Origin of the sequence: Amycolatopsis sulphurea, from assembly GCF_002564045.1 — a bacterium.
Taxonomy (GTDB): Bacteria; Actinomycetota; Actinomycetes; order Mycobacteriales; family Pseudonocardiaceae; genus Amycolatopsis; species Amycolatopsis sulphurea.
On sequence record NZ_PDJK01000002.1, the window covers coordinates 4,502,948 to 4,525,194 of the forward strand.

The 22,247-nt window shown below is 70.7% G+C and carries 20 protein-coding genes; 11 read left to right on the plus strand and 9 right to left on the minus strand.

All coding sequences use genetic code 11. The features are described from left to right. The first annotated feature begins 761 nt into the window (after window positions 1-761). The 5 genes from ATK36_RS26715 to ATK36_RS26735 all read left to right on the plus strand — a co-directional run bounded on the left by ATK36_RS26715 (window position 762) and on the right by ATK36_RS26735 (window position 7,719). A complete protein-coding gene (locus ATK36_RS26715) occupies window positions 762-5,747 on the plus strand; it encodes an NAD-glutamate dehydrogenase (protein ID WP_098513994.1) in 4,986 nt (1,661 codons plus the stop codon). After that, window positions 5,744-6,166, plus strand: coding sequence for an acyl-CoA thioesterase (locus ATK36_RS26720; RefSeq protein WP_098513995.1), 423 nt, complete (start codon window positions 5,744-5,746; stop codon window positions 6,164-6,166). Before ATK36_RS26715 ends, ATK36_RS26720 begins: the two co-directional genes overlap by 4 nt. After that, complete coding sequence (locus ATK36_RS26725; RefSeq protein ID WP_098513996.1) at window positions 6,159-6,797, plus strand: DUF8010 domain-containing protein; 639 nt, start codon at window positions 6,159-6,161, stop codon at window positions 6,795-6,797. Before ATK36_RS26720 ends, ATK36_RS26725 begins: the two co-directional genes overlap by 8 nt. Window positions 6,798-6,861: 64 nt before the next feature. Beyond that, the gene (locus ATK36_RS26730; protein WP_098515202.1) at window positions 6,862-7,122 is read left to right on the plus strand and encodes a hypothetical protein; all 261 of its coding nucleotides are present in this window, start codon (window positions 6,862-6,864) and stop codon (window positions 7,120-7,122) included. Window positions 7,123-7,287: 165 nt separating this feature from the next. Beyond that, on the plus strand, window positions 7,288-7,719 hold the full coding sequence (locus tag ATK36_RS26735; RefSeq protein ID WP_098513997.1) for a DUF6292 family protein: 432 nt from the start codon (window positions 7,288-7,290) through the stop codon (window positions 7,717-7,719). 277 nt (window positions 7,720-7,996) lie between these two features. Here the strand turns inward: ATK36_RS26735 and ATK36_RS26740 are convergent, their stop codons facing one another. From ATK36_RS26740 to ATK36_RS26755, 4 genes are all read right to left on the minus strand, one after another. Then, complete coding sequence (locus ATK36_RS26740; RefSeq protein ID WP_098515203.1) at window positions 7,997-8,200, minus strand: cold-shock protein; 204 nt, start codon at window positions 8,198-8,200, stop codon at window positions 7,997-7,999. A gap of 229 nt (window positions 8,201-8,429) precedes the next feature. Beyond that, the gene (locus ATK36_RS26745) at window positions 8,430-10,004 is read right to left on the minus strand and encodes a glycoside hydrolase family 13 protein (protein WP_098513998.1); all 1,575 of its coding nucleotides are present in this window, start codon (window positions 10,002-10,004) and stop codon (window positions 8,430-8,432) included. Continuing rightward, window positions 10,004-10,393 (minus strand): globin, encoded by a 390-nt coding sequence (locus tag ATK36_RS26750; protein WP_098513999.1) that lies wholly within the window; start codon window positions 10,391-10,393, stop codon window positions 10,004-10,006. The genes ATK36_RS26745 and ATK36_RS26750 overlap by 1 nt, the downstream gene beginning before the upstream one ends. A 35-nt stretch (window positions 10,394-10,428) precedes the next feature. After that, the gene (locus ATK36_RS26755; RefSeq protein WP_211292079.1) at window positions 10,429-11,406 is read right to left on the minus strand and encodes a mechanosensitive ion channel family protein; all 978 of its coding nucleotides are present in this window, start codon (window positions 11,404-11,406) and stop codon (window positions 10,429-10,431) included. A 143-nt stretch (window positions 11,407-11,549) separates the two neighbouring features. Here ATK36_RS26755 and ATK36_RS34860 point away from each other — a divergent pair, with 143 nt between their 5' ends. Then, a complete protein-coding gene (locus ATK36_RS34860) occupies window positions 11,550-12,257 on the plus strand; it encodes an HNH endonuclease (protein ID WP_245915213.1) in 708 nt (235 codons plus the stop codon). A 137-nt stretch (window positions 12,258-12,394) separates the two neighbouring features. Here ATK36_RS34860 and ATK36_RS33935 read toward each other — a convergent pair whose 3' ends face one another. Further along, entirely contained in the window at window positions 12,395-12,559 is a 165-nt protein-coding gene (locus ATK36_RS33935; protein ID WP_245915214.1) for a hypothetical protein, read from the minus strand. Window positions 12,560-13,122: 563 nt separating this feature from the next. On the opposite strand from ATK36_RS33935, the gene ctaJ reads away from it, so the two are divergent. Both ctaJ and ATK36_RS26775 read left to right on the plus strand, forming a co-directional pair. Next, a complete protein-coding gene (gene ctaJ, locus ATK36_RS26770; protein WP_098514002.1) occupies window positions 13,123-13,374 on the plus strand; it encodes an aa3-type cytochrome oxidase subunit CtaJ in 252 nt (83 codons plus the stop codon). After that, window positions 13,361-13,846 (plus strand): DUF5130 family protein, encoded by a 486-nt coding sequence (locus ATK36_RS26775; RefSeq protein WP_098514003.1) that lies wholly within the window; start codon window positions 13,361-13,363, stop codon window positions 13,844-13,846. The genes ctaJ and ATK36_RS26775 overlap by 14 nt, the downstream gene beginning before the upstream one ends. A 79-nt stretch (window positions 13,847-13,925) precedes the next feature. On the opposite strand, the gene pepN is transcribed toward ATK36_RS26775, so the two are convergent. Then, window positions 13,926-16,493 carry an aminopeptidase N gene (pepN, locus tag ATK36_RS26780; RefSeq protein WP_098515205.1) on the minus strand — a complete coding sequence of 856 codons (2,568 nt, stop codon included), beginning with the start codon at window positions 16,491-16,493 and terminating at the stop codon, window positions 13,926-13,928. A gap of 172 nt (window positions 16,494-16,665) precedes the next feature. Between pepN and ATK36_RS26785 the strand changes: the two genes are divergently transcribed. Further along, window positions 16,666-17,283: a mycothiol-dependent nitroreductase Rv2466c family protein gene (locus ATK36_RS26785; RefSeq protein ID WP_098514004.1), complete on the plus strand. Its 618-nt coding sequence runs from the start codon at window positions 16,666-16,668 to the stop codon at window positions 17,281-17,283. Here the strand turns inward: ATK36_RS26785 and ATK36_RS26790 are convergent. Both ATK36_RS26790 and ATK36_RS26795 read right to left on the minus strand, forming a co-directional pair. Beyond that, on the minus strand, window positions 17,276-18,076 hold the full coding sequence (locus ATK36_RS26790) for an MBL fold metallo-hydrolase (RefSeq protein ID WP_098514005.1): 801 nt from the start codon (window positions 18,074-18,076) through the stop codon (window positions 17,276-17,278). The genes ATK36_RS26785 and ATK36_RS26790 overlap by 8 nt on opposite strands. Then, window positions 18,073-18,813, minus strand: a complete 741-nt coding sequence (locus ATK36_RS26795; RefSeq protein WP_387000205.1) for a 2-phosphosulfolactate phosphatase — start codon at window positions 18,811-18,813, stop codon at window positions 18,073-18,075. The genes ATK36_RS26790 and ATK36_RS26795 overlap by 4 nt, the downstream gene beginning before the upstream one ends. 51 nt (window positions 18,814-18,864) lie before the next feature. On the opposite strand from ATK36_RS26795, the gene ATK36_RS26800 reads away from it, so the two are divergent. Further along, window positions 18,865-19,338: a ribose-5-phosphate isomerase gene (locus ATK36_RS26800; protein WP_098515206.1), complete on the plus strand. Its 474-nt coding sequence runs from the start codon at window positions 18,865-18,867 to the stop codon at window positions 19,336-19,338. Next, window positions 19,338-20,147 carry an Fpg/Nei family DNA glycosylase gene (locus ATK36_RS26805; protein WP_098514006.1) on the plus strand — a complete coding sequence of 270 codons (810 nt, stop codon included), beginning with the start codon at window positions 19,338-19,340 and terminating at the stop codon, window positions 20,145-20,147. Before ATK36_RS26800 ends, ATK36_RS26805 begins: the two co-directional genes overlap by 1 nt. Before the next feature lie 1,247 nt (window positions 20,148-21,394). On the opposite strand, the gene ATK36_RS26810 is transcribed toward ATK36_RS26805, so the two are convergent. Continuing rightward, window positions 21,395-22,171, minus strand: a complete 777-nt coding sequence (locus tag ATK36_RS26810; protein WP_098514007.1) for a hypothetical protein — start codon at window positions 22,169-22,171, stop codon at window positions 21,395-21,397. Window positions 22,172-22,247: the final 76 nt, after the last annotated feature.

Sequence of the window (22,247 nt, forward strand, 5' to 3'; positions counted from 1 at the left end):
TGCAGCATCAGAAACCGCGATGGGGATGGCTTTGAGAACGGGACGGCCGGGTTGTCCAGGCAGGCGCGGAGTTCCGTCTGCGTAGGTGTGAAGGGGGCCGGCCGGCGGGAGGGCCGCGCAGATCAGAGGGTTGCGCGGCTGGTGGTGAACGCCTGGTGTGCGGGTATGGCGTACCGGAGGATCTGAAGGGTGCGGCGGGTTCGGGTTCGCAGTGGGCGTCGACCGGGGTTGCGCGAATGGCTCGCGAGGTGCGCGGTCGGAAGTAGCCGAGAGGCACGCGTGGAGGCACTGGGCGGCCGGAGCCGGGAGGAAACCAGAAGGGTGCGCGGAAAGACAGCCACCGTGGACCGCCGCGAAGATCGGCCAGCGCGAGCCAGAAGCCGGAGGCGTAGCACGGCCATCGACGAGCGGCCACGTAAGCAACGATCGTGTGTTGTGCCAATCCTCGCGCTCAGCCGAAGCAACCTTCCCAACCCGCGAGACGTTCGAGCCGAGGATTCTGAACCGATCCCGAAAGCCGCCCGCGGCGCCCGCGACCGCGGCGGCGGGCCGGTGCCGGGGGTTTCCCGGCGGGGCACCGCGAAGCGACCGGCGGGTAGCTGAACCGATCACGCGCAAACCCTGCGGGGGCAACGCAATAGCGGGAACCTTAAGTCTTTCCCCGCGCCGTACGGGCGCGGTGGCGGGCCGATTAGGGTGGGGGTGTCCGGCACGTTGTGGTGACGGACGCGTCTCGATCTCGCACACTGGAGAGTTGCTCAATGAGCTCGACGGGAGCCTCGTCCCTGTCCGGAACCGACGTCGGAACCGGCGTCGGCACGGACGTCGGCGCGCCAAGCGGTACCACCAGCCCGGAGCAGATCCGGGACGAACTGGTCGAGGCCGCCGCGGCGCGCGCGCCCGAGATGGCAGAGTTGATCCGCCGTTATTATCGGCACATTCCGGCCGACGAGATCGTTGGCGACGATCCGGTCGCGCTGGTCGGTGCGGTGCGGTCGCATCTGCAGCTGGCGGGGCAGCGGATGCCGGGGCGGCCCGCGGTGCGGCTGCTCAACCCGACTGCCGCCGACGACGGCTGGACCCGGGAGGCCACCGTCGTGCAGGTGGTCACGGACGACATGCCGTACCTGGTGGACAGCATCACCGCGGAATTCGCCCGCGACGGCGTGCAGGTGCACCGCATCGTGCACCCGATCGTCGTGGTCAGCCGTGGGCTGACGGGTGAGCTGGAGGGGCTGCACCTGGACGCCGACCCAGGCGATCCGCCCGCGGGCGCGGCGGCGGAATCCTGGATGTACGCCGAGATCGACCTGGTCACCGATCCGAACCGGGCGCGTGAGCTGGACAACCGGCTCGCCTCGGTGCTGGGTGACGTGCGCGAGGTCGTCGAGGACGCGGACAAGATGGGCCAGACAGCCTGCGCGCTCGCCGCCGAGCTGGAGCAGAACCCGCCGAAGCTGCCCGCAAGTGAGATCGACGAAGGCGCCCGGTTGCTGCGCTGGCTCGCCGACGGCCACTTCACCTTCCTCGGCTACCGCCGCTACGAGCTGGTCGACAATCCACATCCGGACACGGACGAGCCGGCGTTGCGTGCGGTGCTCGCGTCGGGTCTCGGTGTGCTGCGCCAGGACAGCCTCGCCGCGCGCAGTCTCACGGCCGGGCCGGACAGCTCGGCCGACGGGCTCGCGCCGACCCTGCTGGTGCTCACCCAGGCGAGTGCGCCGAGCACCGTGTACCGCCCGGTGTACCCGTACTACGTCGGCGTGAAGACGTTCGACGGCCAGGGCCGGGTGACCGGCGAGCACCGGTTCCTCGGCATGTTCACCACCACCGCGCTGCACGAGAACGTGCTCGACATCCCGGTGGTGGACAAGCGGGTGCGCGAGGTGATCCGCCGCGCCGGTTTCCCGATGGAGTCCTTCTCCGGCCAGCGGATGCTGGAGGTGCTGCAGAACTGGCCGCGCGCCGACCTGTTCTCCGCCGACTCGGATTCGCTGTATGCCACCACGACCGGCGCGATCACGCTGTCGGACCGGCGGCGGCTGCGGCTGTTCCTGCGCCGCGACCCGTACGGCCGGTTCTTCTCCTGCCTGGTCTACCTGCCCGGCGACCGCTACACCACGAAGACCCGGCTGGCCATGCAGGACGTGCTGCTCAAGGAGCTGGAGGGTGTCCAGCTCGAGTACAGCGCGCGGATCGGCGAGACCCTGTTCGCCCAGGTGCATTTCATCGTGCACACCGATCCGGCGAACCGGATCGAGCCGGACGTCCTGAACATCCAGGAGCGGCTCAACACGGTCGTGCGCAGCTGGGAGGACCGGCTGGCGGAGGCAATTCTCGCCGAGCGCCGCGAGCGGCCGGGTGCGGGCGGCGTTGTCGCCGAGGAGTCCGCGGTCGAGCAGGGCCAGCGGTTCGCCCAGGTGTTTCCGGAGGCCTACAAGGAGGACTTCGGCGCGGAGGACGCGCTGGCCGACCTCCGGAAGCTGGACGCGCTGGCCGAGGAAGGCGATCTCGCCCAGTCGTTCTATCTGCCCGACAACGCCGAGCCGGGGGAGCGGCGGTTCAAGCTCTACCTGCGCGGTGAGGGCGTCACCCTGTCCAAGGTGCTGCCGGTGCTGCAGGCGATGGGCGTCGAGGTGGTCGACGAGCGGCCGTACGAGCTCTTCCGCGAGGACGGCGGTGCGAGCTGGATCTACGACTTCGGCCTGCGCATCGACGCGAAGGGCCTGGAAAAGACCGACAGCACGGCGTTGGGCGAGCTGCGCGACCGTTTCCAGGAGGCCTTCCACGCCTCCTGGCGCGGTGACGCGGAGGTCGACGGGCTCAACGCGCTCGTGTTGCGGGCCGGGCTGAGCTGGCGCCAGGTGGCCGTGCTGCGCGCCTACTCGCGGTACCTGCAGCAGACCCGCAGCCCGTTTTCCCAGTCCTACATCCAGAACACCGTCGTCAAACACACCCAGGTGGCCACGAAGCTGCTGCGGTTGTTCGAGACCCGCTCCGATCCGCAACTGTCCGATGTGGACCGTGCGACCCGCGAGGAGACGCTGGCCGCGGAGATCTCCGCGATGATCGACGAGGTCACCAGCCTGGACGAGGACCGCATCCTGCGCAGGATGACCGCGGTGGTCAACGCCACCCTGCGGACGAACTATCGCGTACGCGATTCCGGCGGGAACCCGCGCGCGTTCCTGGCCTTCAAGCTCGACCCGAGCGCGGTGCCGGATCTGCCGGAGCCGCACCCGAAGTTCGAGATCTTCGTGTACTCGCCTCGTGTCGAGGGCGTACACCTGCGCTTCGGCCCGGTCGCCCGCGGCGGGCTGCGCTGGTCGGACCGGCGGGAGGACTTCCGCACCGAGATCCTCGGCCTGGTCAAGGCACAGGCGGTGAAGAACGCGGTGATCGTGCCCGTGGGGGCCAAGGGCGGGTTCGTGGTGAAGCGGCCGCCGGCGCCGACCGGCGACGCCGGGATCGATCGCGAGGCGCAGCTGAACGAGGGCATCGCCTGCTACCGCATGTTCATCTCCGGTCTGCTGGACCTGACCGACAACCGGGTCGAGGGCGCCACCGTCGCGGCCCCGGACGTGGTGCGTCACGACGCGGACGACAGTTACCTCGTGGTCGCCGCGGACAAGGGCACCGCGAAGTTCTCCGACATCGCCAACGAGGTCTCCGCACAGTACGGCTTCTGGCTCGGCGACGCGTTCGCTTCCGGCGGCTCGGTCGGTTACGACCACAAGGCCATGGGCATCACGGCCAAGGGTGCGTGGGAGAGCGTCAAGCGGCACTTCCGCGAGCTGGGCAAGGACATCCAGGCCGAGGACTTCACCGTGGTCGGCATCGGCGACATGATGGGCGACGTCTTCGGGAACGGGATGCTGCTGTCCGAGCACATCCGGCTGGTCGCCGCGTTCAACCACCTGCACGTCTTCCTCGACCCGGACCCGGACGCGGTGAGTTCGTTCGCCGAGCGGCGCCGGCTGTTCGACCTGCCCCGCTCCTCGTGGGACGACTACGACCGCTCGCTGATCAGCGAGGGCGGCGGGATCTACCCGCGCTCGGCGAAGACCATCCCGGTCAGCCCGCAGGTGCGGGCCGCGCTCGGGCTGGCCGAGGGCGTCACCCGGCTCGCGCCGATGGACCTGATCCAGGCGATCCTGCTGGCGCCGGTGGAACTGCTGTGGAACGGCGGGATCGGCACCTACGTGAAGGCGGGCTCGGAGAGCAACGCCGACGCCGGGGACAAGGCCAACGACGCCATCCGGGTCAACGGCGACCAGCTGCGGGTCAAGGTGGTCGGCGAGGGCGGCAACCTCGGCCTGACCCAGCTCGGCCGGATCGAGTTCGCCCGCACCGGCGGCAAGATCAACACCGACGCACTGGACAACTCGGCCGGGGTGGACTGCTCCGATCACGAGGTCAACATCAAGATTCTGCTCGATCACCTGGTGGCGGGCGGCGGGCTGGCCCGTACCGGGCGCGACGAGCTGCTCGGCGCGATGACCGACGAGGTCGGCGCGCTGGTGCTCGCGGACAACTACCGGCAGAACGCGGTGCTCGGGGTCAGCCGGGCGCACGCCGCGCCGATGGTCTCGGTGCACGCGCGGCAGGTTTCGGCGCTGGTGGCCAAAGGCGCGTTCGACCGCAGGCTGGAGGCGCTGCCGACCACTTCGCAGTTCCGCGCGCTGGAGAAGGCCGGGGACGGGCTCAGCTCGCCGGAGCTGGCCACGCTGCTGGCGCACGTGAAACTCGACCTCAAGGACGAGCTGCTGGAGTCCGACCTGCCCGAATCGGAGGTGTTCGCCCGGCGGCTGCCGGAGTACTTCCCGGCGCCGCTGCGGGAACGGTTCGCCGAGGCGATCGCGCAGCACCCGCTGCGCCGGCAGATCATCACCACGCTGGTGACCAACGAACTGGTCGACGGCGGCGGCATCTCGTTCGTCTTCCGGCTGATGGAGGAGATGAACGCGACCGCGACCGACGCGGTGCGCGCCTACGCCGTGGTCACCCACGTCTACGACCTGCCGAAGCTCTGGGTCGAGATCGCGGAGCTGGACAACCTGGTGCCCACCGAGGTGGCGGACCGGATGGTGCTGGAGACCCGGCGGCTGCTGGACCGGGCCGCTCGCTGGTTCCTCACCAACCGCCCGCAGCCGCTCGCGCCGCTGGCCGAGATCAACCGGTTCGGCCCGGTGCTCGCCGAACTCGGCCCGAAGCTGGGCGGGTTGCTGCGCGGGGTCGAGCTGGAGTCGGTGGAGGAGGACGCGGCCGCCTACGTCAAGGACGGGGTGCCCGCGGATCTGGCCCGCCGGGTCGCGCTGCTGCTGCACAGCTACGGCCTGCTCGACGTGGTCGAGGTTGCCGAGCTGGCCGAACAGCAGGTCGGCCTGGACGCCACGCACACTCCGGCGGACACCGCGGGGCTGTACTTCGCGCTGTCGGATCACCTCGGCGTGGACCGGATGCTCACCGAGATCAGCAATCTGGAGCGGGGCAACCGCTGGCACGCCCTCGCGCGGCTCTCGCTGCGCGACGACGTGTACGGTTCGTTGAGCGCGATCACGCTCGATGCGTTGCGGCAGAGCGATCAGGACCGTTCCGTGGACGAGCAGATCGCGCAGTGGGAGAAAGCCAACGCTTCGCGGCTTTCGCGGGCGCGCGTGGCGCTGGACGAGATCACCCGCTCGGGGCGGCTCGACCTCGCGACGCTGTCCGTGGCCGCGCGACAGATCCGGAGCACTGTGCGGTGACCTACGTCAGCCACGTCCGTCCGCGGTGGTCGGATATGGACCTGTACGGGCACGTCAACCACGCGAACGTGGTGACGTTGCTCGAAGAGGCCCGGATTCCGGTGCTGTTCGGCGAAGCGGTGAAGGAAGGTCTCACCGAGCTGCCGAAGGGCGTCGTGGTCGTGAAGCTCGCGGTGCACTACCGCGCGCCGATCGTCGCCGGCCCCGCAGACACGGTGCGCGTGGAGATGGAGCTCACCGAGCTGAAGGCTTCGACGGTGACCCTCGGCTACCGGGTGCACGGCGGTCCGGACGAGACCGATCCCGTGGCCGTCACCGCGGAAACCGTGCTCGCGCCGTATGACACCGCCAAACTGCGGCCACGGCGGCTCAGTGAGGCGGAGGGCGAGTTCCTCAAGCGGGTGTTCGCGGGTGCCTGAACTGCGGATCCCGGATCCCGCCGACCGGGAGACGCTGGGTGCGTTCGTGGCCCGCGCGGTGCGGCTGGACGGGACCACCGCGGTCCGGCTGCGCCGTCGCGCCGGGGAAGAGATCGTGGAAGCGTGGACGGCAACGCCGTTCGAGGTCCTCGCCACCCGCGCGGTGGCGGGGACCGTCACCCCGGCCGATGTCACGGTGTCGGGCAACGAGCTGCTGGCCGCGCTCACCGTGGCCGGCGGCGAGGTGATGGATCCCGGCCCGGCACGTGATCTGCTGTGGCACGGCGAGCTGCCGCCGAGCGGCCGGTGGCGGCTGGTGGACGAGCTGCCGGTCGGCGTGGTGTCCGAGCTGTCCGACCGCGGGGTCGCGCTCGCCCGCGACAATGCCGGCCCGCACGGCACCCCGCCCGCGTCGCTGATGGACCAGGCGGTGCTCACCGTCACCGGCGGCGACCTCGAAGTGAAGGTCCAGATGCGCTGCTTGTTCGCGCTGTCCGGGATGGGCCTGTTCGACTCGTCGGTGGATGGCGATGTGGTCCGCGTGTCCGCCACCGATTCCTGGCTCCGCCTCGACGCTCGCTACGGCGCCGTGCTCCGGCGGCGGCAGGCGCTGCTGCCGTTGCTGTTCTGACCCGTTTCCGCGGGATTCGCGGAATGTGCCTGCGCGCGGCGGCCCGCGGTGTCAGGGTGTGGGCATGAGCGATTCCGACGGTGACCCGACGGCGGACTTCCTCGCTGAGGTACGGCCGGGGGAGACGCCGTGGCGCACCGATCGCCCGGCGGACGTCCCGGGACCGGAGACACCGGAGCGGCCCGAGGGGGGCGCCCGGCAGGTGGTGCGTGCGGTCGGGGAAGCCGCGCCGTACGTGCAGGCCGGGTTGTTCGCCGCGTGGGTGGCGATGTCGGTGGCGGATGCGGCAAATGGCGGGGATTCGGGCAGCAGCGCGCAAAGCTGAGCCGTTCGCTTGCCCCGGCGGGTAGAGTCGGGACCGGTTCATCAGCCGGATGTTCGTTCGGCGCACCCGATCACCGAGCCCGCCGGTTCTCCTCCCACGGCGCGGGTCGTGGCACGGGCTCCTGCCCGGCCGCGGAGCGGAACCCGGCGGCGGAAGAGGAGAACCATGCTGCGTTCCGGTCCTGAGCGTCCGAGGTCCCTGCCCGCCGCCGACGATCCGCATTCGCTACGCCGGGAGCTGGTCGCCTACGTGCGCGAAGTCGCCGCGGCCGTGGGGGTGTCGGCGGAGTGCGCCTCGTGCGAGGTCTCCGACACAGTCACCGCGTACGTGGCGTTGAACGGCCGTGCGCCGGAGTTTCCGGGGCAGGACTTGATGTTGCTGTGGAACGCTCGCCAGGGCTGGGCGGTGTCGGTGGAAACCGCGCCCGGCGAACCCGCGGTGCTGGTGGCCCGCCTGGACGGGGACGTGACTCCCGAACCGGATCTGGTCCGCCGGTTCGTGGCCGCGTTGCTGACCACACCACACGATGCCGACTCTCGTATCCCGCCCCAACCGGTGCGTGACCACGGTGAGCCGAGACGGCGCAGATTGGCCTGACCGATCCTGCCCCAGGGTGTCGGCAGAGTCGGTGTGGAGGGCCCTGCGCAGCTGCGGAGGGCTGTGAAGGGCCCCTTCACGGACTCTGGGTCCGTCAGGGGCACCTTCACGGACCCGAAACCGGTCGGGTAGCCACGGCTCTGTCTGCTGATCACGGGTCCTCGACCGACTTTGCCGGGGCCCTGGATCCGGCCCGATGCGTCCCGGATGGACGATGGGGCCGGTGCACCAGGCACCGGCCCCATCGGAAAAACCTTGTCCTACCGCGAAATCCGCGTCAGATGACGCTGACCCCGGTGGCCTGCGGCCCCTTCTGGCCCTGGCCGACCTCGAACTCCACCCGGGCGTTCTCCTCCAGGCTGCGGAAGCCGTTGCCCTGGATCTCCGAGTAGTGCACGAATACGTCGGCCCCGCCGTCGTCCGGGCTGATGAACCCGAAGCCCTTTTCGGCGTTGAACCACTTCACGGTGCCTTGCGTCATGTTCCACTCCAGTACACGGAAAAACTCGCGATACCGCTTCGGCATCGGGGTCGGACACCGACGGTTTGATCTTCCGCTCGCGGAGAATCACTACGCCCGCTGCATCTTGCGAGCGTGGTGGCGGGAGGGCCCGCCGCACGAACACAAAACATGACCGCGGTCAGTAAAGCATGCCCGCCGCGGCCGCACCAGGGCAACTTTTGGTCCACTGTGGACATCATCCGGATGGTCAGACCAGCCAGGCGGCGGCGTCCGGGGGCAGCCTGCCCTGCACCAGGGGACTGCTGCTGAGCAGCACCTCCCCGGGCGGCAGCGCGATCGAGCTGGCCGAGGTGTTCAGGGCGCAGATCAGCCCGCCGCGGCCCCGGCGGAAGGCGAAGCAGCCCGCCGGCGCGCCGTACCATTCGAGTTCGTCGCCCGCGTGCAGGGCCGGGTGCGTCCGGCGCAGCTCGATCGCCTGCCGGTACAGGGCCAGCGTGGACTCCGGATCCGCGAGCTGCCGCTCCGCGGTCAGCCCGGCCCACTCCGGCGGGGTCGGCAGCCAGGTGCGCGGATTGCGGGAGAACCCGAACGGCGGCAGGTCGCCGTCCCACGGCATCGGCACCCGTTCGGGGTCGCGGCCGTACTCCGGGCCCAGCGTGCGGGCCCGCGGGTCGGTGAGCGCGCTCGCCGGCAGGTCCGCGTCCGGCAGGCCCAGCTCCTCGCCGTTGTACAGGTACACCGCGCCCGGGAGGGCCAGCTCCACCAGCGCCATCGCCCGCGCCCGGCGCAGGCCCGCCGCGCCGCCGCCGTAGCGGCTCACGGTGCGCGACACGTCGTGGTTGGACAGCGTCCAGGTGGCGTCTGTGCCCGCGGCCCGCGGCACGGCCAGCGACCGCTCGATCGCGGTGCGCAGGGCGTCCGCGTCGAAATGGGTGAGCATCAGGCGGAAGTTGAACGCCAGGTGCAGCTCGTCCGGGCGCAGGTAGCGGGCCAGCCGCTCCTCGTCGGACACCCAGATCTCGCCGACCGACATGGTGCCGGGGTACTCGTCGAGCACCTTCCGGATCATCCGGTGCACGTCGTGCACCCCGTCGTCGTCGAACCGCGGGTCGTAGGCCTTGCCCTGTTCGCTGGTCCTGTACTCCTGCGCTGCGCGCGGGTCCATGTCCGGCAGGCCCGGCGCTTTCGCCATGCCGTGCGCCACGTCGAAACGGAACCCGTCCACGCCGCGGTCCAGCCAGAACCGCAGGGTGCGTTCGAGGTCGTAGCGCACCTCGGCGTCGTCCCAGTTCAGGTCCGGCTGCTGCGGGGTGAACAGGTGCAGGTACCACTGGCCGTCCGGGACCCGGGTCCAGGCCGGGCCGCCGAACACGCTGACCCAGTTGTTGGGCGGTTCGGCACCGTCCGGGCCGCGGCCGTCGCGGAAGAGGTAGCGGGCCCGCTCCCGGCTGCCGGGGGCGGCGGCCATCGCGGACTTGAACCAGGCGTGCTGGTTGCTGGTGTGGTTGGGCACCACGTCCACGGTGACCCGGATGCCCCGCCGGTGCGCGTCGGCGAGCAGCTCGTCGAAGTCGCGCAGCGTGCCGAACATCGGGTCCACGTCCCGGGGATCGGCCACGTCGTAGCCGTGGTCGGCCATCGGCGACCGGTAGAACGGCGTGAGCCACAGCGCGTCCACGCCCAGCTGCTCCAGGTAGCCCAGCCGGCGGCGCAGCCCTTCCAGGTCACCGATGCCGTCGGTGTCGGAATCCGCGAACGAGCGGAGGTAGACCTGGTAGAAGACCGCGTCGGACCACCAGGAAGCATGCGGTGCAGCGGCCATCAGACGAAACTGTTCATCATGCTGTGCGCGGCCATTTCCAGGTACGCCCACAGCTGCTCGCGGTAGGGCTCGGGCAGGTTCTCCTCGTCCACCGCGATCCGGATCGCGCGCAGCCAGGCGTCGCGTTCGATCGGGCCGATCTTGAACGGCGCGTGCCGCATCCGCAGCCGCGGATGGCCACGCTGGTCGGAGTAGGTGTGCGGGCCGCCCCAGTACTGGATGAGGAACAGCCGGAAGCGCTCCTCGGCCGGGCCGAGATCCTCCTCCGGGTACAGCGGGCGCAGGATCTCGTCCCGCGCGACCTCCTGGTAGAACCGCGCGACGATCCGCCGGAAGGTCGGCTCGCCGCCGACCGCCTCGTACAGGTTCGCCGGTTCCGGGTCACTCACAGTCGACACCCTTCCATCTTGCCTTGCCGCACCGGTCACTTGTCGACCGACGGGGAGGACAGGAACCGGCCGAGCGGCGGCTCGAAACCGGCGTCCTCCAACGCCCTGAGCAGCTGCCCGCGCAACGCCCGCTGCACGGCCCACTGCTTGCCCGGCCGCACCTTCACCGTCAGCCGCAGCTGGATGCTCTCCGGGGTGACCTTCTCCACCCCGAGCATCTCGGGCGGCTCCAGCACGAGCGCGGCGAGCGCCTCGCTCTCGGCCGCCTTGGTCGCGGCTTCGGCGAGCACGTGCGAGGCGCGGTCCACGTCGGCGGAGTACCCCAGCGGCACGTCGACCACCGCGACCGCGAAACCCTGGCTGGAGTTCCCGACCCGCAGCACCTCGCCGTTGCGCACGTACCAGACGGTGCCCTGCAGGTCGCGCAGGGTGGTGATGCGCAGGCCGACCGCCTCGACCGTGCCGGTCGCCTCGCCGATGTCCACCACGTCGCCCACGCCGTACTGGTCCTCGATCATCATGAAGATCCCGGACAGGAAGTCCTTGACCAGGTTCTGCGCGCCGAACCCGAGGGCGACCCCGACGATGCCCGCGGACGCGATCAGCGGGGCCAGGTCGTAGCCGAGTTCGCCCACGACGAGGCAGAACGCGGTGCCGTAGATGATCAGCGTGGCCATCGACTTGAGCACCGAGCCGATCGTCTTGGCCCGCTGGCGGCGGCGTTCGAGCACCGCCGGGCCGAGCATCTCCGGGGCGCGTTCCCGCAGCGGGCGCAGCAGGGCCGGCAGCTTGCCGCCCGAAGGCAGGCGGGTGACCCGGTCGATCATCCGGCGTGTGAGATAGCGCACCAGGAAGGCGATGACCACGATCAGGATGATCCGCAGCGGCTTCGTGACGAGCCAGCCCGCGGAACCGGCGAGCCACTCGTTACCGGTGACCGAGTAGACCTGGGAACAGAAGGTGCTCGGGTCGGAGATGCAGGGCGGCGGGGAAGCACTGAGCACGGCATTCACGGGCGGAGGCAGTCCTTTCGTCGCGTTTTCCGGCTTCTTCGCCGGTGGCTCGCGGGTCGCGGACGCGTGACGCGTCACGGAACACACGTGCGCAGGGGGCCCGATGTGTGGTCGACTATGCCTGCACCGGTGGAGGTGGTCGAGTGCCAGACCGACAACCCATCCCCCTCGGCGGCAGCGGCCAAGCCATGGCCGGTACGCCGCCGGAGGCGTTCCTGCGTGCCCGCGCGGGAGGTTCCGCATCCGGCGGAGCGGTCCCGTCCGGGCCGGGGAACCGGCCAGGGGGAGCGTCCCGTCCGCCCGGACAGCGTAGAGCTGCCGAGCCCGCGGCCCCGGCCTGGGGCCGCCGTCGCGTCCTGCTGCTGAACGCGACCTTCGAACCGCTCACCGCGGTGCCCATGCGGCGTGCCGTGGTGCTGGTCATGTGCGGCAAGGCCGAGGTCGTGCACGGCGATCCCGAGGGGGTGGAGCTGCACGCCGCCACGGTGTCCCTGCCCGTCCCGTCGGTGATCCGGCTCAGCACCTACGTACGGGTGCCGTACCGGGCGAAGGTTCCGCTGACCCGCGCCGGGCTGATGCACCGTGACCGCTACCGCTGCGCCTACTGTGGCGGCCGGGCGGAAACGATAGACCATGTGCTGCCGCGCAGCCGCGGCGGCCCGCACAGCTGGACGAACTGCGTGGCCTGCTGCGCGAAGTGCAATCACCGCAAGGCCGACCGGCTGCTGTCGGAGATCGGCTGGCGGCTGCGCGTCGTCCCGCGGGCGCCGCACGGCCCGCACTGGCGGCTGCTCGCGCACTCCAAGGAGGCCGACCCGCTGTGGCAGCCCTACCTGGGGACCGCCGCGTGAGCTGATCCGGCGGTGCTCCGGCTCGGGCGGATTCTGGTCCGGACCGCACGGTGCCCCGGCTGCCTTCGGGCTGCCGGGGTGGGTGCCGTTTCGCCGACGGCCGGATCGGAAGTGTCGGCCAGGTGCCGGGTGCCGGGTCAGGCGGCGAGGGTGTAGTCGTTCCGGCAGGTGACGCGGGTGCCCATGGTGGCCCTCGTGCCCATGGTGACGTGGGTGCCGGAGGTGACTCGCGTGCCCATCGTGACTCGCGTGCCGCGGGTGACCATCGTGACTCGCGTGCCCATGGTGACCCTCGTGCCCATGGTGACGCGGGTGCCCCGAGTGACCCGTGTCCCCATCGTCACGCGCGTGCCGCAGGTGACGCGCGTGCCCCGGGTGACGCGAGTGCCCATGGTGACCCGCGTGCCCCTCGTCACGCGGGTGCCCCGGGTCACCCTGGTCCCCATCGTCACCCGGGTTCCGCGGGTGACTCGTGTACCCCGCGTGACCCTGGTACCGGAGGTCACACGCGTTCCGGGGACAGCAGCGACATCGCTGGGTGACGAAATGGTCTCGGTGATCGCCTGAGTGGGGGGCTGGACGCTCTGCATGAGGGGGCCTCCTGGGGCCGGTGCGTGACCTGCTGGGGCTGATGAAGGGGGCGCAAGGCCCGTACAGGTGAAAAAGCTACGAGCATTTCAGGGTTTCGACAAGGCGAGGTCCGCCGGTACGGCCGCCCGTACGGTGAGTTGCCATCATTCGGCGTGCGGGGCTTCGCCCCAACGTGCCAGCGGGGGCGAGCCAAGCGGCGGACGGCGCTTTCCGGACGGTGAACGGTGGGTGCGCCGCGCGGTGCCGGAAACCGGCATCCGATACGCTCACCGGCGTGAACGTTGTCGAGACGATCCTGGTCTACGCGGTCATCCCCCTGGCCATCTACCTGGTGGTCGGCGCGGCCACCCTGCGGAAGAAGTCCTCGGGGACGCAGCGTTACCGGCCGGGTCAGCCGTGGGAGTACCCCGCGATGTGGTGGACCGGCAATCCGGAGGGCGTCGGTGCCGCCCACGGTGCCGGTGCGGAGACTGCGGTGCCCGCGGGCACCGCGACGGCAGCGGGAGGCGCTCGTGGCAAGTGGTGAGCTGACCCACCCGGTCGGGGTGGCGGAGAAGGACCTCGCGTTCGGCGAGGTGATCACGGGCAGCGGGCGCCTGTCAGCGGCGAAGATGTACGAGCCTGCTCCGCCGGACACTCCGTTCAGCGTGCAGCAGCTGGCTCGTCTCGACGAGGCGCTGACCTTTGCGAGCCGGGAGACCGGGCTCGCCTTCAGCGTCTATCTCGGCGACCTGGCCGAGGACACCCGTGCCGAGGCAGAGCGGCTGCACGCGACCACCGCGGACCCGCGTGACTCGGTGCTCGTCGCCGTTTCGCCGACGCAGCGGGCGATCGAGATCGTCACCGGGCAGCGCGCGCACCTGCGGCTTCCCGACCGCGGCGCGAACCTCGCGGTGGCGAGCATGGTCGCCTCCTTCAAGGAGGGTGACCTGGTGGGCGGGCTCGTCAACGCCCTCCGGATGCTCAGTGACCAGGCCGGCCCCGCGCCGAAGCACTAGCTACGCTTGAGAAGCTGTGAAGGGGCCCTTCACGGACTCTGAGTCCGTGAAGGGCCCCTTCACAGCTTTCGGGGTCGGGTCAGGCCTGGCTGTCGAAGTCGCGGGCGGCGAGTGCCCGCACGATGCCCGCGCGGCCCTCGGACACCAGCCGGCGCAGTGCCGCCGGGTGCTCGCCCGCGAGCCATGCGTCGGCGGCGGTCACCGTGGCCGGTTCGACCGCCCACGACGGGAACAGCCCGACCGCGGTCGGCTGCGCGCGCTCGCTGGACCGGCGCGCCCACACGTCGTCGATCACCTCGAAGTACCGCGCGACGTACTCGCCGAGCAGGTGCTTCTGGCCGGGGTGCGAGAACCCGGCGATGAGCGCGTCGCTGACCGCGTTGGGGATCTCGTCGTCGTAGATCGCCCGCTGCCAGGTCTGGGCCTTGGACTCCGCGGTCGGGCGCAGCGCCCGGCTCCGCTCGGCGTGGCGGCGGCCGGCCGCGGTGTCGTCCGAAGCCAGCTCGGCGTCGATCTCGGTGGCGCCGGCTTTGCCATGCGCGACAAGGGTTTGCAGCAGACGCCAGCGCAGATCGGTGTCCACGGTCAGGCCCGGCAGCGGTGCGGATCCGTCCAGCCAGCCCGCGATCACCGTCACGGTGTCCTCGTCGAGCACCGCGCCGGCCAGGGAGTTCACGAAGGCCAGCTGGTGGTCCGAGCCGGGCTCGGCGGTACGGGCCAGCTCCAGCAGCTGCCCGGACAGCGCGGGCCAGCCCTCCGCGGCCGCCCACTTCTGCTCGGCGTAGGAGTTGAGCGCGGTCTGTGCCTGCAGCAGCAGCCGCTGCACCACGCCGACCTCGCTCTCCGCGTGGATGCCGCGGGTGACCAGGGTGACGAAGTCGCGGGCCTTGAGTTCCGCCTCGCGGGTCATTTCCCAGGCCGCCGACCAGCACAGCGTGCGCGGCAGCGGTTCGGTGATGTCCGCGATCCGGTCGATCAGCGTGGTCAGCGACGCCGGGTCGAGCCGCATCCGGCAGTAGGTCAGGTCGTCGTCGTTGACCAGCACGAGCCGGCCCGCGGGCTGCCCGGCCAGCTCCGGCACCTCGGTGCGTTCGCCGGACACGTCCAGCTCCACCCGGTTGATCCGGGTGATCCGGCCTTCGCCGTCCTCGTCGTACACGCCGACCGCGACCCGGTGCGTGCGCAGCTCGCCGGCCCCGGGCTTGGCGCCGGTCTGCACCACGGCGAACGAGGCGAACGTGCCGTCCGCGGCGACCTCGTAGCGTGGGCTCAGCGAGTTCAGGCCGGTGGTCTCCAGCCATTCCGCGCTCCACCACGAGAGATCGCGCCCGGACGCCTCTTCGAGCGCGGCCAGCAGATCGGCCAGGGTGGCGTTGCCCCAGGCGTGCTTGCCGAAGTACACCTTCAGCCCGTCGAGGAAGTGCTCGATGCCGACGTAGGCGACCAGCTGCTTGAGCACGCTGGCGCCCTTGGCATAGGTGATGCCGTCGAAGTTCACCTCGACCGCGTGCAGATCGACGATGTCGGCCGCGATAGGGTGGGTGGAGGGCAGCTGGTCCTGCCGGTAGGCCCAGGACTTCTCGATGTTCGCGAAGCTGGTCCAGGCGTTCTTGTACTCGGTCGCCTCGGCCTGGGAGAACACGCTGGCGAAGGTCGCGAACGACTCGTTCAGCCACAGGTCGTCCCACCAGCGCATGGTGACCAGGTCGCCGAACCACATGTGCGCCATCTCGTGCAGCAGCGTCTCCGCCCGCCGCTCGTAGGCGTAGCGGGTGACTCGGCTGCGGAAGACATAGTCCTCAAGGAAGGTGACCGCGCCGGCGTTCTCCATCGCGCCCGCGTTGAACTCCGGCACGAACAGCTGGTCGTACTTGGAGAACGGGTACGGGGTGGCGAACTTCTCGTGGTAGAAGGCGAAGCCCTGCTTGGTCTCGGTGAACAGCCGCTCCGCGTCGAGGTATTCGGCCAGCGACGCGCGGCAGTACAGACCCAGCGGGATCGTCCGGTGCTCGTCCCGGAACTCGTCGCGCCATTCCGCGAACGGGCCGGCCACCAGCGCCACCAGGTAGGTGGAGATCCGCTCGGACTCGGCGAACCGGGTGCGGCGGCCGCCCTCGGCGGTGTCCTCGGCGGAGGCGGCGAGCGCGTTCGACACGATCTTCCAGTCGCGCGGGGCGTGCACGGTGATCCGGTAGACCGACTTCAGGTCCGGCTGGTCGAAACAGGCGAACATGCGCTTGGCGTCCGCCGTCTCGAACTGGGTGTACAGGTACACCCCGTCGTCGACCGGGTCGACGAAGCGGTGCAGGCCTTCGCCGGTGTTCATGTACTGGCAGTCCGCGGTGACCACCAGCTCGTTCTCCGCGGCGAGGCCGGGCAGGGCGATGCCCTGGTCCTCGGTGTAACCGCTGACGTCGAGAGCGGTGCCGTTGAGCACCGCGCTGCGGACGCCCTCGGCGACGAGGTCGATCCAGGACGACTCGCCGGGGCGGGCGGCCGAGAACCGCACGGTGGTGGTGGAGAGGAAGGTCTTCTCCCCGGGACCGCCGTGGCCGTCGGTCAGGTCCAGCTCGATGTCGTAGGAGGCGACTGCCAGCAGGCCGGAGCGCTGCAGGGCTTCGTCACGAGTCAGGTTGGGGGCGGGCACGGGCACCTCTGGTCTTCGATTCCGGTTACGGTTTGCACACTGCCGAGCATCCAATCATGGCCGGGGCGTGCCCGGCGAGAAGGGAACAATCCGGCCGGTGCCCGGCGTTGCCGCCTGATGAGGGGACAGTCCCCGCGGCTCCGGCCGAACTTCGTCGAGGAGTATCTGACAGATGACTGTCGCGTCCCAACCGGTGAAGGTGGATTTCTACTTCGACCCGGTCTGCCCGTACGCCTGGATCACCTCGCGCTGGATCCTCGAAGTGGAGAAGCACCGCGAGCTGGATCTGACCTTCCGGGTGATGAGCCTGTCGGTGCTCAACGAGGACCGCGAAGGCCTGCCGGCGGAGTACAAGGCGCTGATGAAGGGCGGCTGGGCGCCGGTCCGGGTGGCGATCGCGCTCGCCGAGCACCTGGGCCAGGACGTGGTGCGTGCTTTCTACACCGAGTTCGGCACCCGCTATCACAATCAGGGCAACAAGGACCGCACCGTCGTGCTGAAGGAGGCGCTGGACGCCGTCGGCGCGCCGGAGCTGTTCGTCGCGGGCGAATCCACCGAATACGACGAAGCTCTGCGGAAAAGCCACCGCGAGGGCATGGACCCGGTGGGCATGGACGTCGGCACGCCGACCATTCACGTGAACGACGTAGCGTTCTTCGGCCCGGTGCTCGGCTCCATCCCGCGGGGCGAGGACGCGCTGAAGCTCTTCGACGGAGCCGTGGCGATGGCCAGCTACCCGGACTTTTTCGAGCTCAAGCGCACCCGTAGCGGTGAGCTGAACTTCAGCTGACTCCCGCTGACGCCAGTGCCGCACGCGTCACGTCGGCCGGGTAAGGCGACGCGGCGATCGCCTCGGCAGGCGTGACGCCTGCGGCTTTCAGCCCGGCGAGCACGCGGAGCCCGTCACAGTGCTGCCGGACGAATGCCGCGTCCACCGGCTCGCCGTGTCCGGGGACGACGACGTGCGGTTCCAGCGCGAGGAGTGCGTCCAGCGCGGCCGGCCATGCGGCGAGGTGGGTGTCCGGGCCGAAGGAGTCCGCGGTGAACCCGTGCGGACCGTGCTCGACCAGGTCCCCGGCGAAGACGACCCCGGCGTCCGGAACGTGGACCAGCAGGTCGTGGTCGGTGTGACCGGGGCCGGGATGACGCAGTACGGCGGTGCGGCCGCCGAGATCGAGTTCCGCGTGGGCATGCACCGGATGGCCGGGGAGTGTGATCGACGTGCGTTCGAGGGCGTCGGAGATTTCCGGCTTGCCTTCTTTGCGGTACTGGGCGGCGCGTTTCCGCCGTTCGGAATCGCCGTGTTCGGCCAGTTCGGTGACACATCCGGCCTGCGCCCACACTTCACACGGCAGGAACGGCGTGGTGCCGAAGGAATGGTCGAAGTGGGCGTGCGTGCAGACCACGGCCCACGGGAGTGCGGTCAGCTCGCGCACTGCGGCGGCCAGCTCGGCACCTTGGTCGACGTCGCCCCTGGTGTCGACCACCAGGCAACGTTCGGCGCCGAGCACCAGCCCGACGGTCAGGTCCAGCTCCTCGTACCGGCGCACGTGAATGCCGTCGGCGACCTCGGTCCAGCTCATCGGGCCTCCAAGATTCCGTCGGCCAGTACCGGCACGCTGCCGCTGACGTCGAGCTGCGCGGCGAGCGTGAGGTCGTTTCCGTGTGCCGCGGTCGCCAGCTCGCGGCCCGACACACAGGTGAGCAGAGCCGCGTGCACGTCGGATGCCGAGTATGCCGCCTCTGCCAGCGCTGCTTCCGCCGAGAGGGACCGGCCGTCCTCGGCCAGAGCCGCGACGATCGCGCCTGCGCCCAGCTGATCTTCGACGCAGGGGCGAAGCGGGCCGAACTTTTCGCCTGGGTTGAAGAGGTCCACGCCCCAGCGTTCCCCGGCCGGAATCACGCCGATCGGCTTGCCTCCGGCCAGCGCGCTTGCTTTCGCTGCGACCGCGGACGCGTTGCGCAAGCATCCGGCGAGGACGTGCGCGCCGGTTTCCGCTGCCGTGGCGCACAACGTCGCTCCGTTCGGGGAGGGGAGCGCGAGCAGTGTGCCGGACGGGATCTCCGTCACAGAAGACGGCCGGAGTGTCCACTGTGTTTCGCCCGCGAGCACGGCGCCGGCCTCGCGGGCGGAAGCTGCTCCGCGTTCGTCGCGCCACCGGATCGGCCGGATCCGGCCGCCGCGGGCGACGACGAGATCCGTTGTGGTGCTGAAGGAAAGCACGTCGACGATGATCAGCACGGCGCAGTCCCGGCCCAGCGCGGTGACTCCTTCGCCACCCCATTCGAGCCGGACCGCGGCGCCGGGCTGGTTCGTGATGTTCACCCCCGGAGCATGCCGGGTGCGGGATGGGGTGGCAGACTCCGGCCTGTGCGCGTCTACTTGGGATCCGATCACGCCGGCTTCGAGCTGAAGAACCACCTCGTCCGCCATCTCGGCGAACAGGGCCACGAGATCGTCGACGTCGGCCCGCATGTCTACGACGCGGCCGACGATTACCCGGCGTTCTGCGTGGAGACCGCCCGCCGCGTGGTCGCCGACGAGGGCAGCCTCGGAATCGTGATCGGTGGTTCCGGCAATGGCGAGCAGATCGCCGCGAACAAGGTGCCCGGTGCGCGCGCGGGGCTCGGCTGGAGTGTCGAGACCGCGAAGCTGTGCCGTGAGCACAACCACGCCCAGCTCCTCGGCGTCGGTGCGCGGATGCACACCGAGGACCAGGCGACGGAGATCGTCGAGGCCTTTCTGGCCACCCCGCCATCGCCGGACGAGCGGCACGCGCGCCGGGTCCGGCAGCTGCTGGACTACGAGCGCACCGGCACCCCTCCGCCGCTGCCGGAGGCCTGATGCCCGAAGGGCACACGCTGCACCGGCTGGCCCGCCTGCATCAGCGCCGGTACGCGGGTGCGCCGGTCTCGGTCGGCAGCCCGCAAGGTCGTTTCACGGCTGAAGCGGCGACGCTCGACGGCCAGGTGCTTACCTCCGCGGAAGCACACGGGAAGCATCTGTTCCACCACTACGGTCCACTTGGGACAGTGCACGTCCACTTGGGCCTTTACGGCACGTTCGCCGAATCGGCGCTGCCCGAAGCGGATCCGGTCGGCCAGGTGCGGATGCGGCTGGCGGGCCGGACACACTGGACCGACCTGCGCGGCCCGAACCGCTGTGAACTCCTCGACGCCGCCCAGGTCGACGCGATCAAGGCCCGCCTCGGCCCCGACCCGCTGCGCCGCGACGCGAAACCGGACCGGGCGTGGGAGCGGATCACCCGCTCGCGCTCGTCCGTGGCCGCGTTGCTGATGGATCAGGCCGTGCTGGCCGGGGTCGGCAACGTCTACCGCGCCGAAGTGCTGTTCCGGCACGGCGTCGCCCCGCTGGTCCCCGGCCGCGCGCTGGACCGCGCGCTCTGGAACGACATGTGGGCCGACCTGGTGACTCTGATGCGCGCCGGGGTACGGGTGGGGCGGATCGACACCGTCGCCCCGGAACACCTGCCCGCCGCGATGGGCCGCGCCCCGCGCGAAGACCGGCACGGCGGCGAGGTGTACGTCTACCGGCGCACCGGGATGCCGTGCCTGGTGTGCGGAACCGCGGTGGCGTATCAGGACTTGGCGGGGCGGAAGTTGTATTGGTGCCCTACCTGCCAGCCTGGTTGATCGGGTGGCCGGGGCGTTCGGTGGCCGGGGTGGGTCGGGGTGGGTCAGGCCAGGCCTGGTTGGGTTGGGTTGGGTTGGGTTGGACCAGGCCAGGCCAGGGCAGGTCAGGTTGGGCAGGGTTGGTTGGGTTGGACCAGGGTTGGACCGGACTGGGCTGGGTCGGATGAGTGGCTGGGGGAAGTGATCGGGGCCGAGCCTGGCGAGTGGCCGGGCCAGCGGGAGTTGCCGGGGCCAGGCCCGAGGAGTGGCCAGGGTGCTGGGGCCGGTGGGGTGTGAGGGGTGTTTTGGGTGGGGCACTGGTGGGTGAACGGGTGCGGCGGTCTGTCGAGTCGGTGGGTGGTGCGTGGGGTCGTTCGGGTGCGCTGGGTGCGGCGCGGCTCGTGCCCGAGGGGCGATTCTCAAGGCTGTGAAGGGGCCCTTCACAGCCTTGGTTTGGGCGTTTCGGGCACGAGCGAGGTGGGTCGGCGCGCCATGTGGGTGTGCCGGGGAGTTGCGCCCGCGCGGCAGGTAGGTAGGGCAGCACCGGAGGATCCTTGCGGGTGCCGCGGGTGCCGCGGGTGCCGCGGGTGCCGCGGGTGCCGCGGGTGCCGCGGGTGCCGCGGGTGCCGCGGGTGCCGCGGGTGCCGCGGGTGCCGCGGGTGCCGCGGGTGCCGCGGGTGCCGGGTTGGTGTGGCTGAGCATGCTGGTGTGGCCGGGTGCGCCGGGTGCGGCGGATGTGCGGGGTGTGGCCGGGTGCGGCGGATGTGCGGGGTGTGGCCGGGTGCGGCGGGTGTGCGGGGTGCGCCGGGTGCGGCGGATGTGCCGGGTGCGCCGGGTGCGTTGAGCGTGCTGGTATGGCTGGGCTGGTGTGGCCGGTGCGCCAGGTGCGTCGGCCACACCGGGTGCGTTGAGCGCGCTGGTGTGGCCGGCGTGCTGGAGTCCGGGTTTGGCCTAACTGCCGGGCGCGCTGTGTTTTCCTACGGCAGGCGCACGCGAAAGCCGTCGTACGCGCCGGAGGCCACCCGTCAGAGGTCACCCATCGAAGGTCGGGTGCCGCAGGTGCCGTGCGGTTCGCGCCGGAGCGCCTCCCCACCCGGGGGCGGAAATGGCTCGGCCGCCCCGCGAACTGAGCGGGGCGGCCGAAACTCGTGGCCGGGCCGGGGAAAGCCGGTCCGGGGGATCCCGCGCGGGAGGGACCGGGACGTCGTCGGGTCCGAGATGTGGACCCGGCCGGAACGTCAGGGGGTCACCGCGGCGGATGCGGGTGGTCAGAAGTCGAAGCCGCCCCCGCCGTCGAAGCCGCCACCGTCGAAACCTCCGCCATCGAAGCCGCCGCCGAAGTCTCCGCCGTCGAAACCGCCCCCGTCGCCGCCACCGGCATCCATGGCGTCCTGCTGGCCTGCGTCGTAGCCCGATTCCCAGGCCGAGGCGCTGGCGATGCCGCCCATCCCGGAGAACATCGCGCTGAACAGGAACATCGAGCCGAGGCCCCAGGCGCCGGCCACCAGCGCGGGCTTCCACCACGGCTCGCTGTACCAGCCCTCCGGCACCGGGCGGCCGGCCACCCGTCCGCCGGGGTAGTAGTACGGCGTGTCCTGGCCGGGGTCCGGGGAGGCCTGGTAGTTCTGGCCCTCGACGTCGACCGAGCGGTGTTCGGTGACCTTGCCGGCGCGCTCGCGTTCGGCCTCGTCCGGCAGGGCGGGACCGGGGTCCATGCCCATCGCGGTACGCGCGGCGCGGACGTAGTACAGGCCCTCGATCGCGGTCTCCTTGACCAGCCTGGCCTGCTCCGCCGTCTGCGCCTGCTCCAGCTGCGAGCCGGCGGCGTTGTAGCGCTCGCTCGCATCCGCCATCGCCTGCTGGGAGGCGGTATCGGTGCCGGTGATGTTGAGTACCTGGCCGCCGAGGCGCTCCACCAGCCGCCGCGCGTCGGCCTTGGCGTCCTCCAGCTGCCGTTTCCGGGCGGCGCCCTGCGCGCGGGCGAAGTACAGCCCACCACCGACGATGACGACGACCAGCACGATCAGCAGGATCGCGGTGCCCATGGGTTAACTCCGTGTCTCTTGCGGACTCGGCGGTACGGTGACCGCCTCTTGAATCGGACAACGCGGACGCTACCCG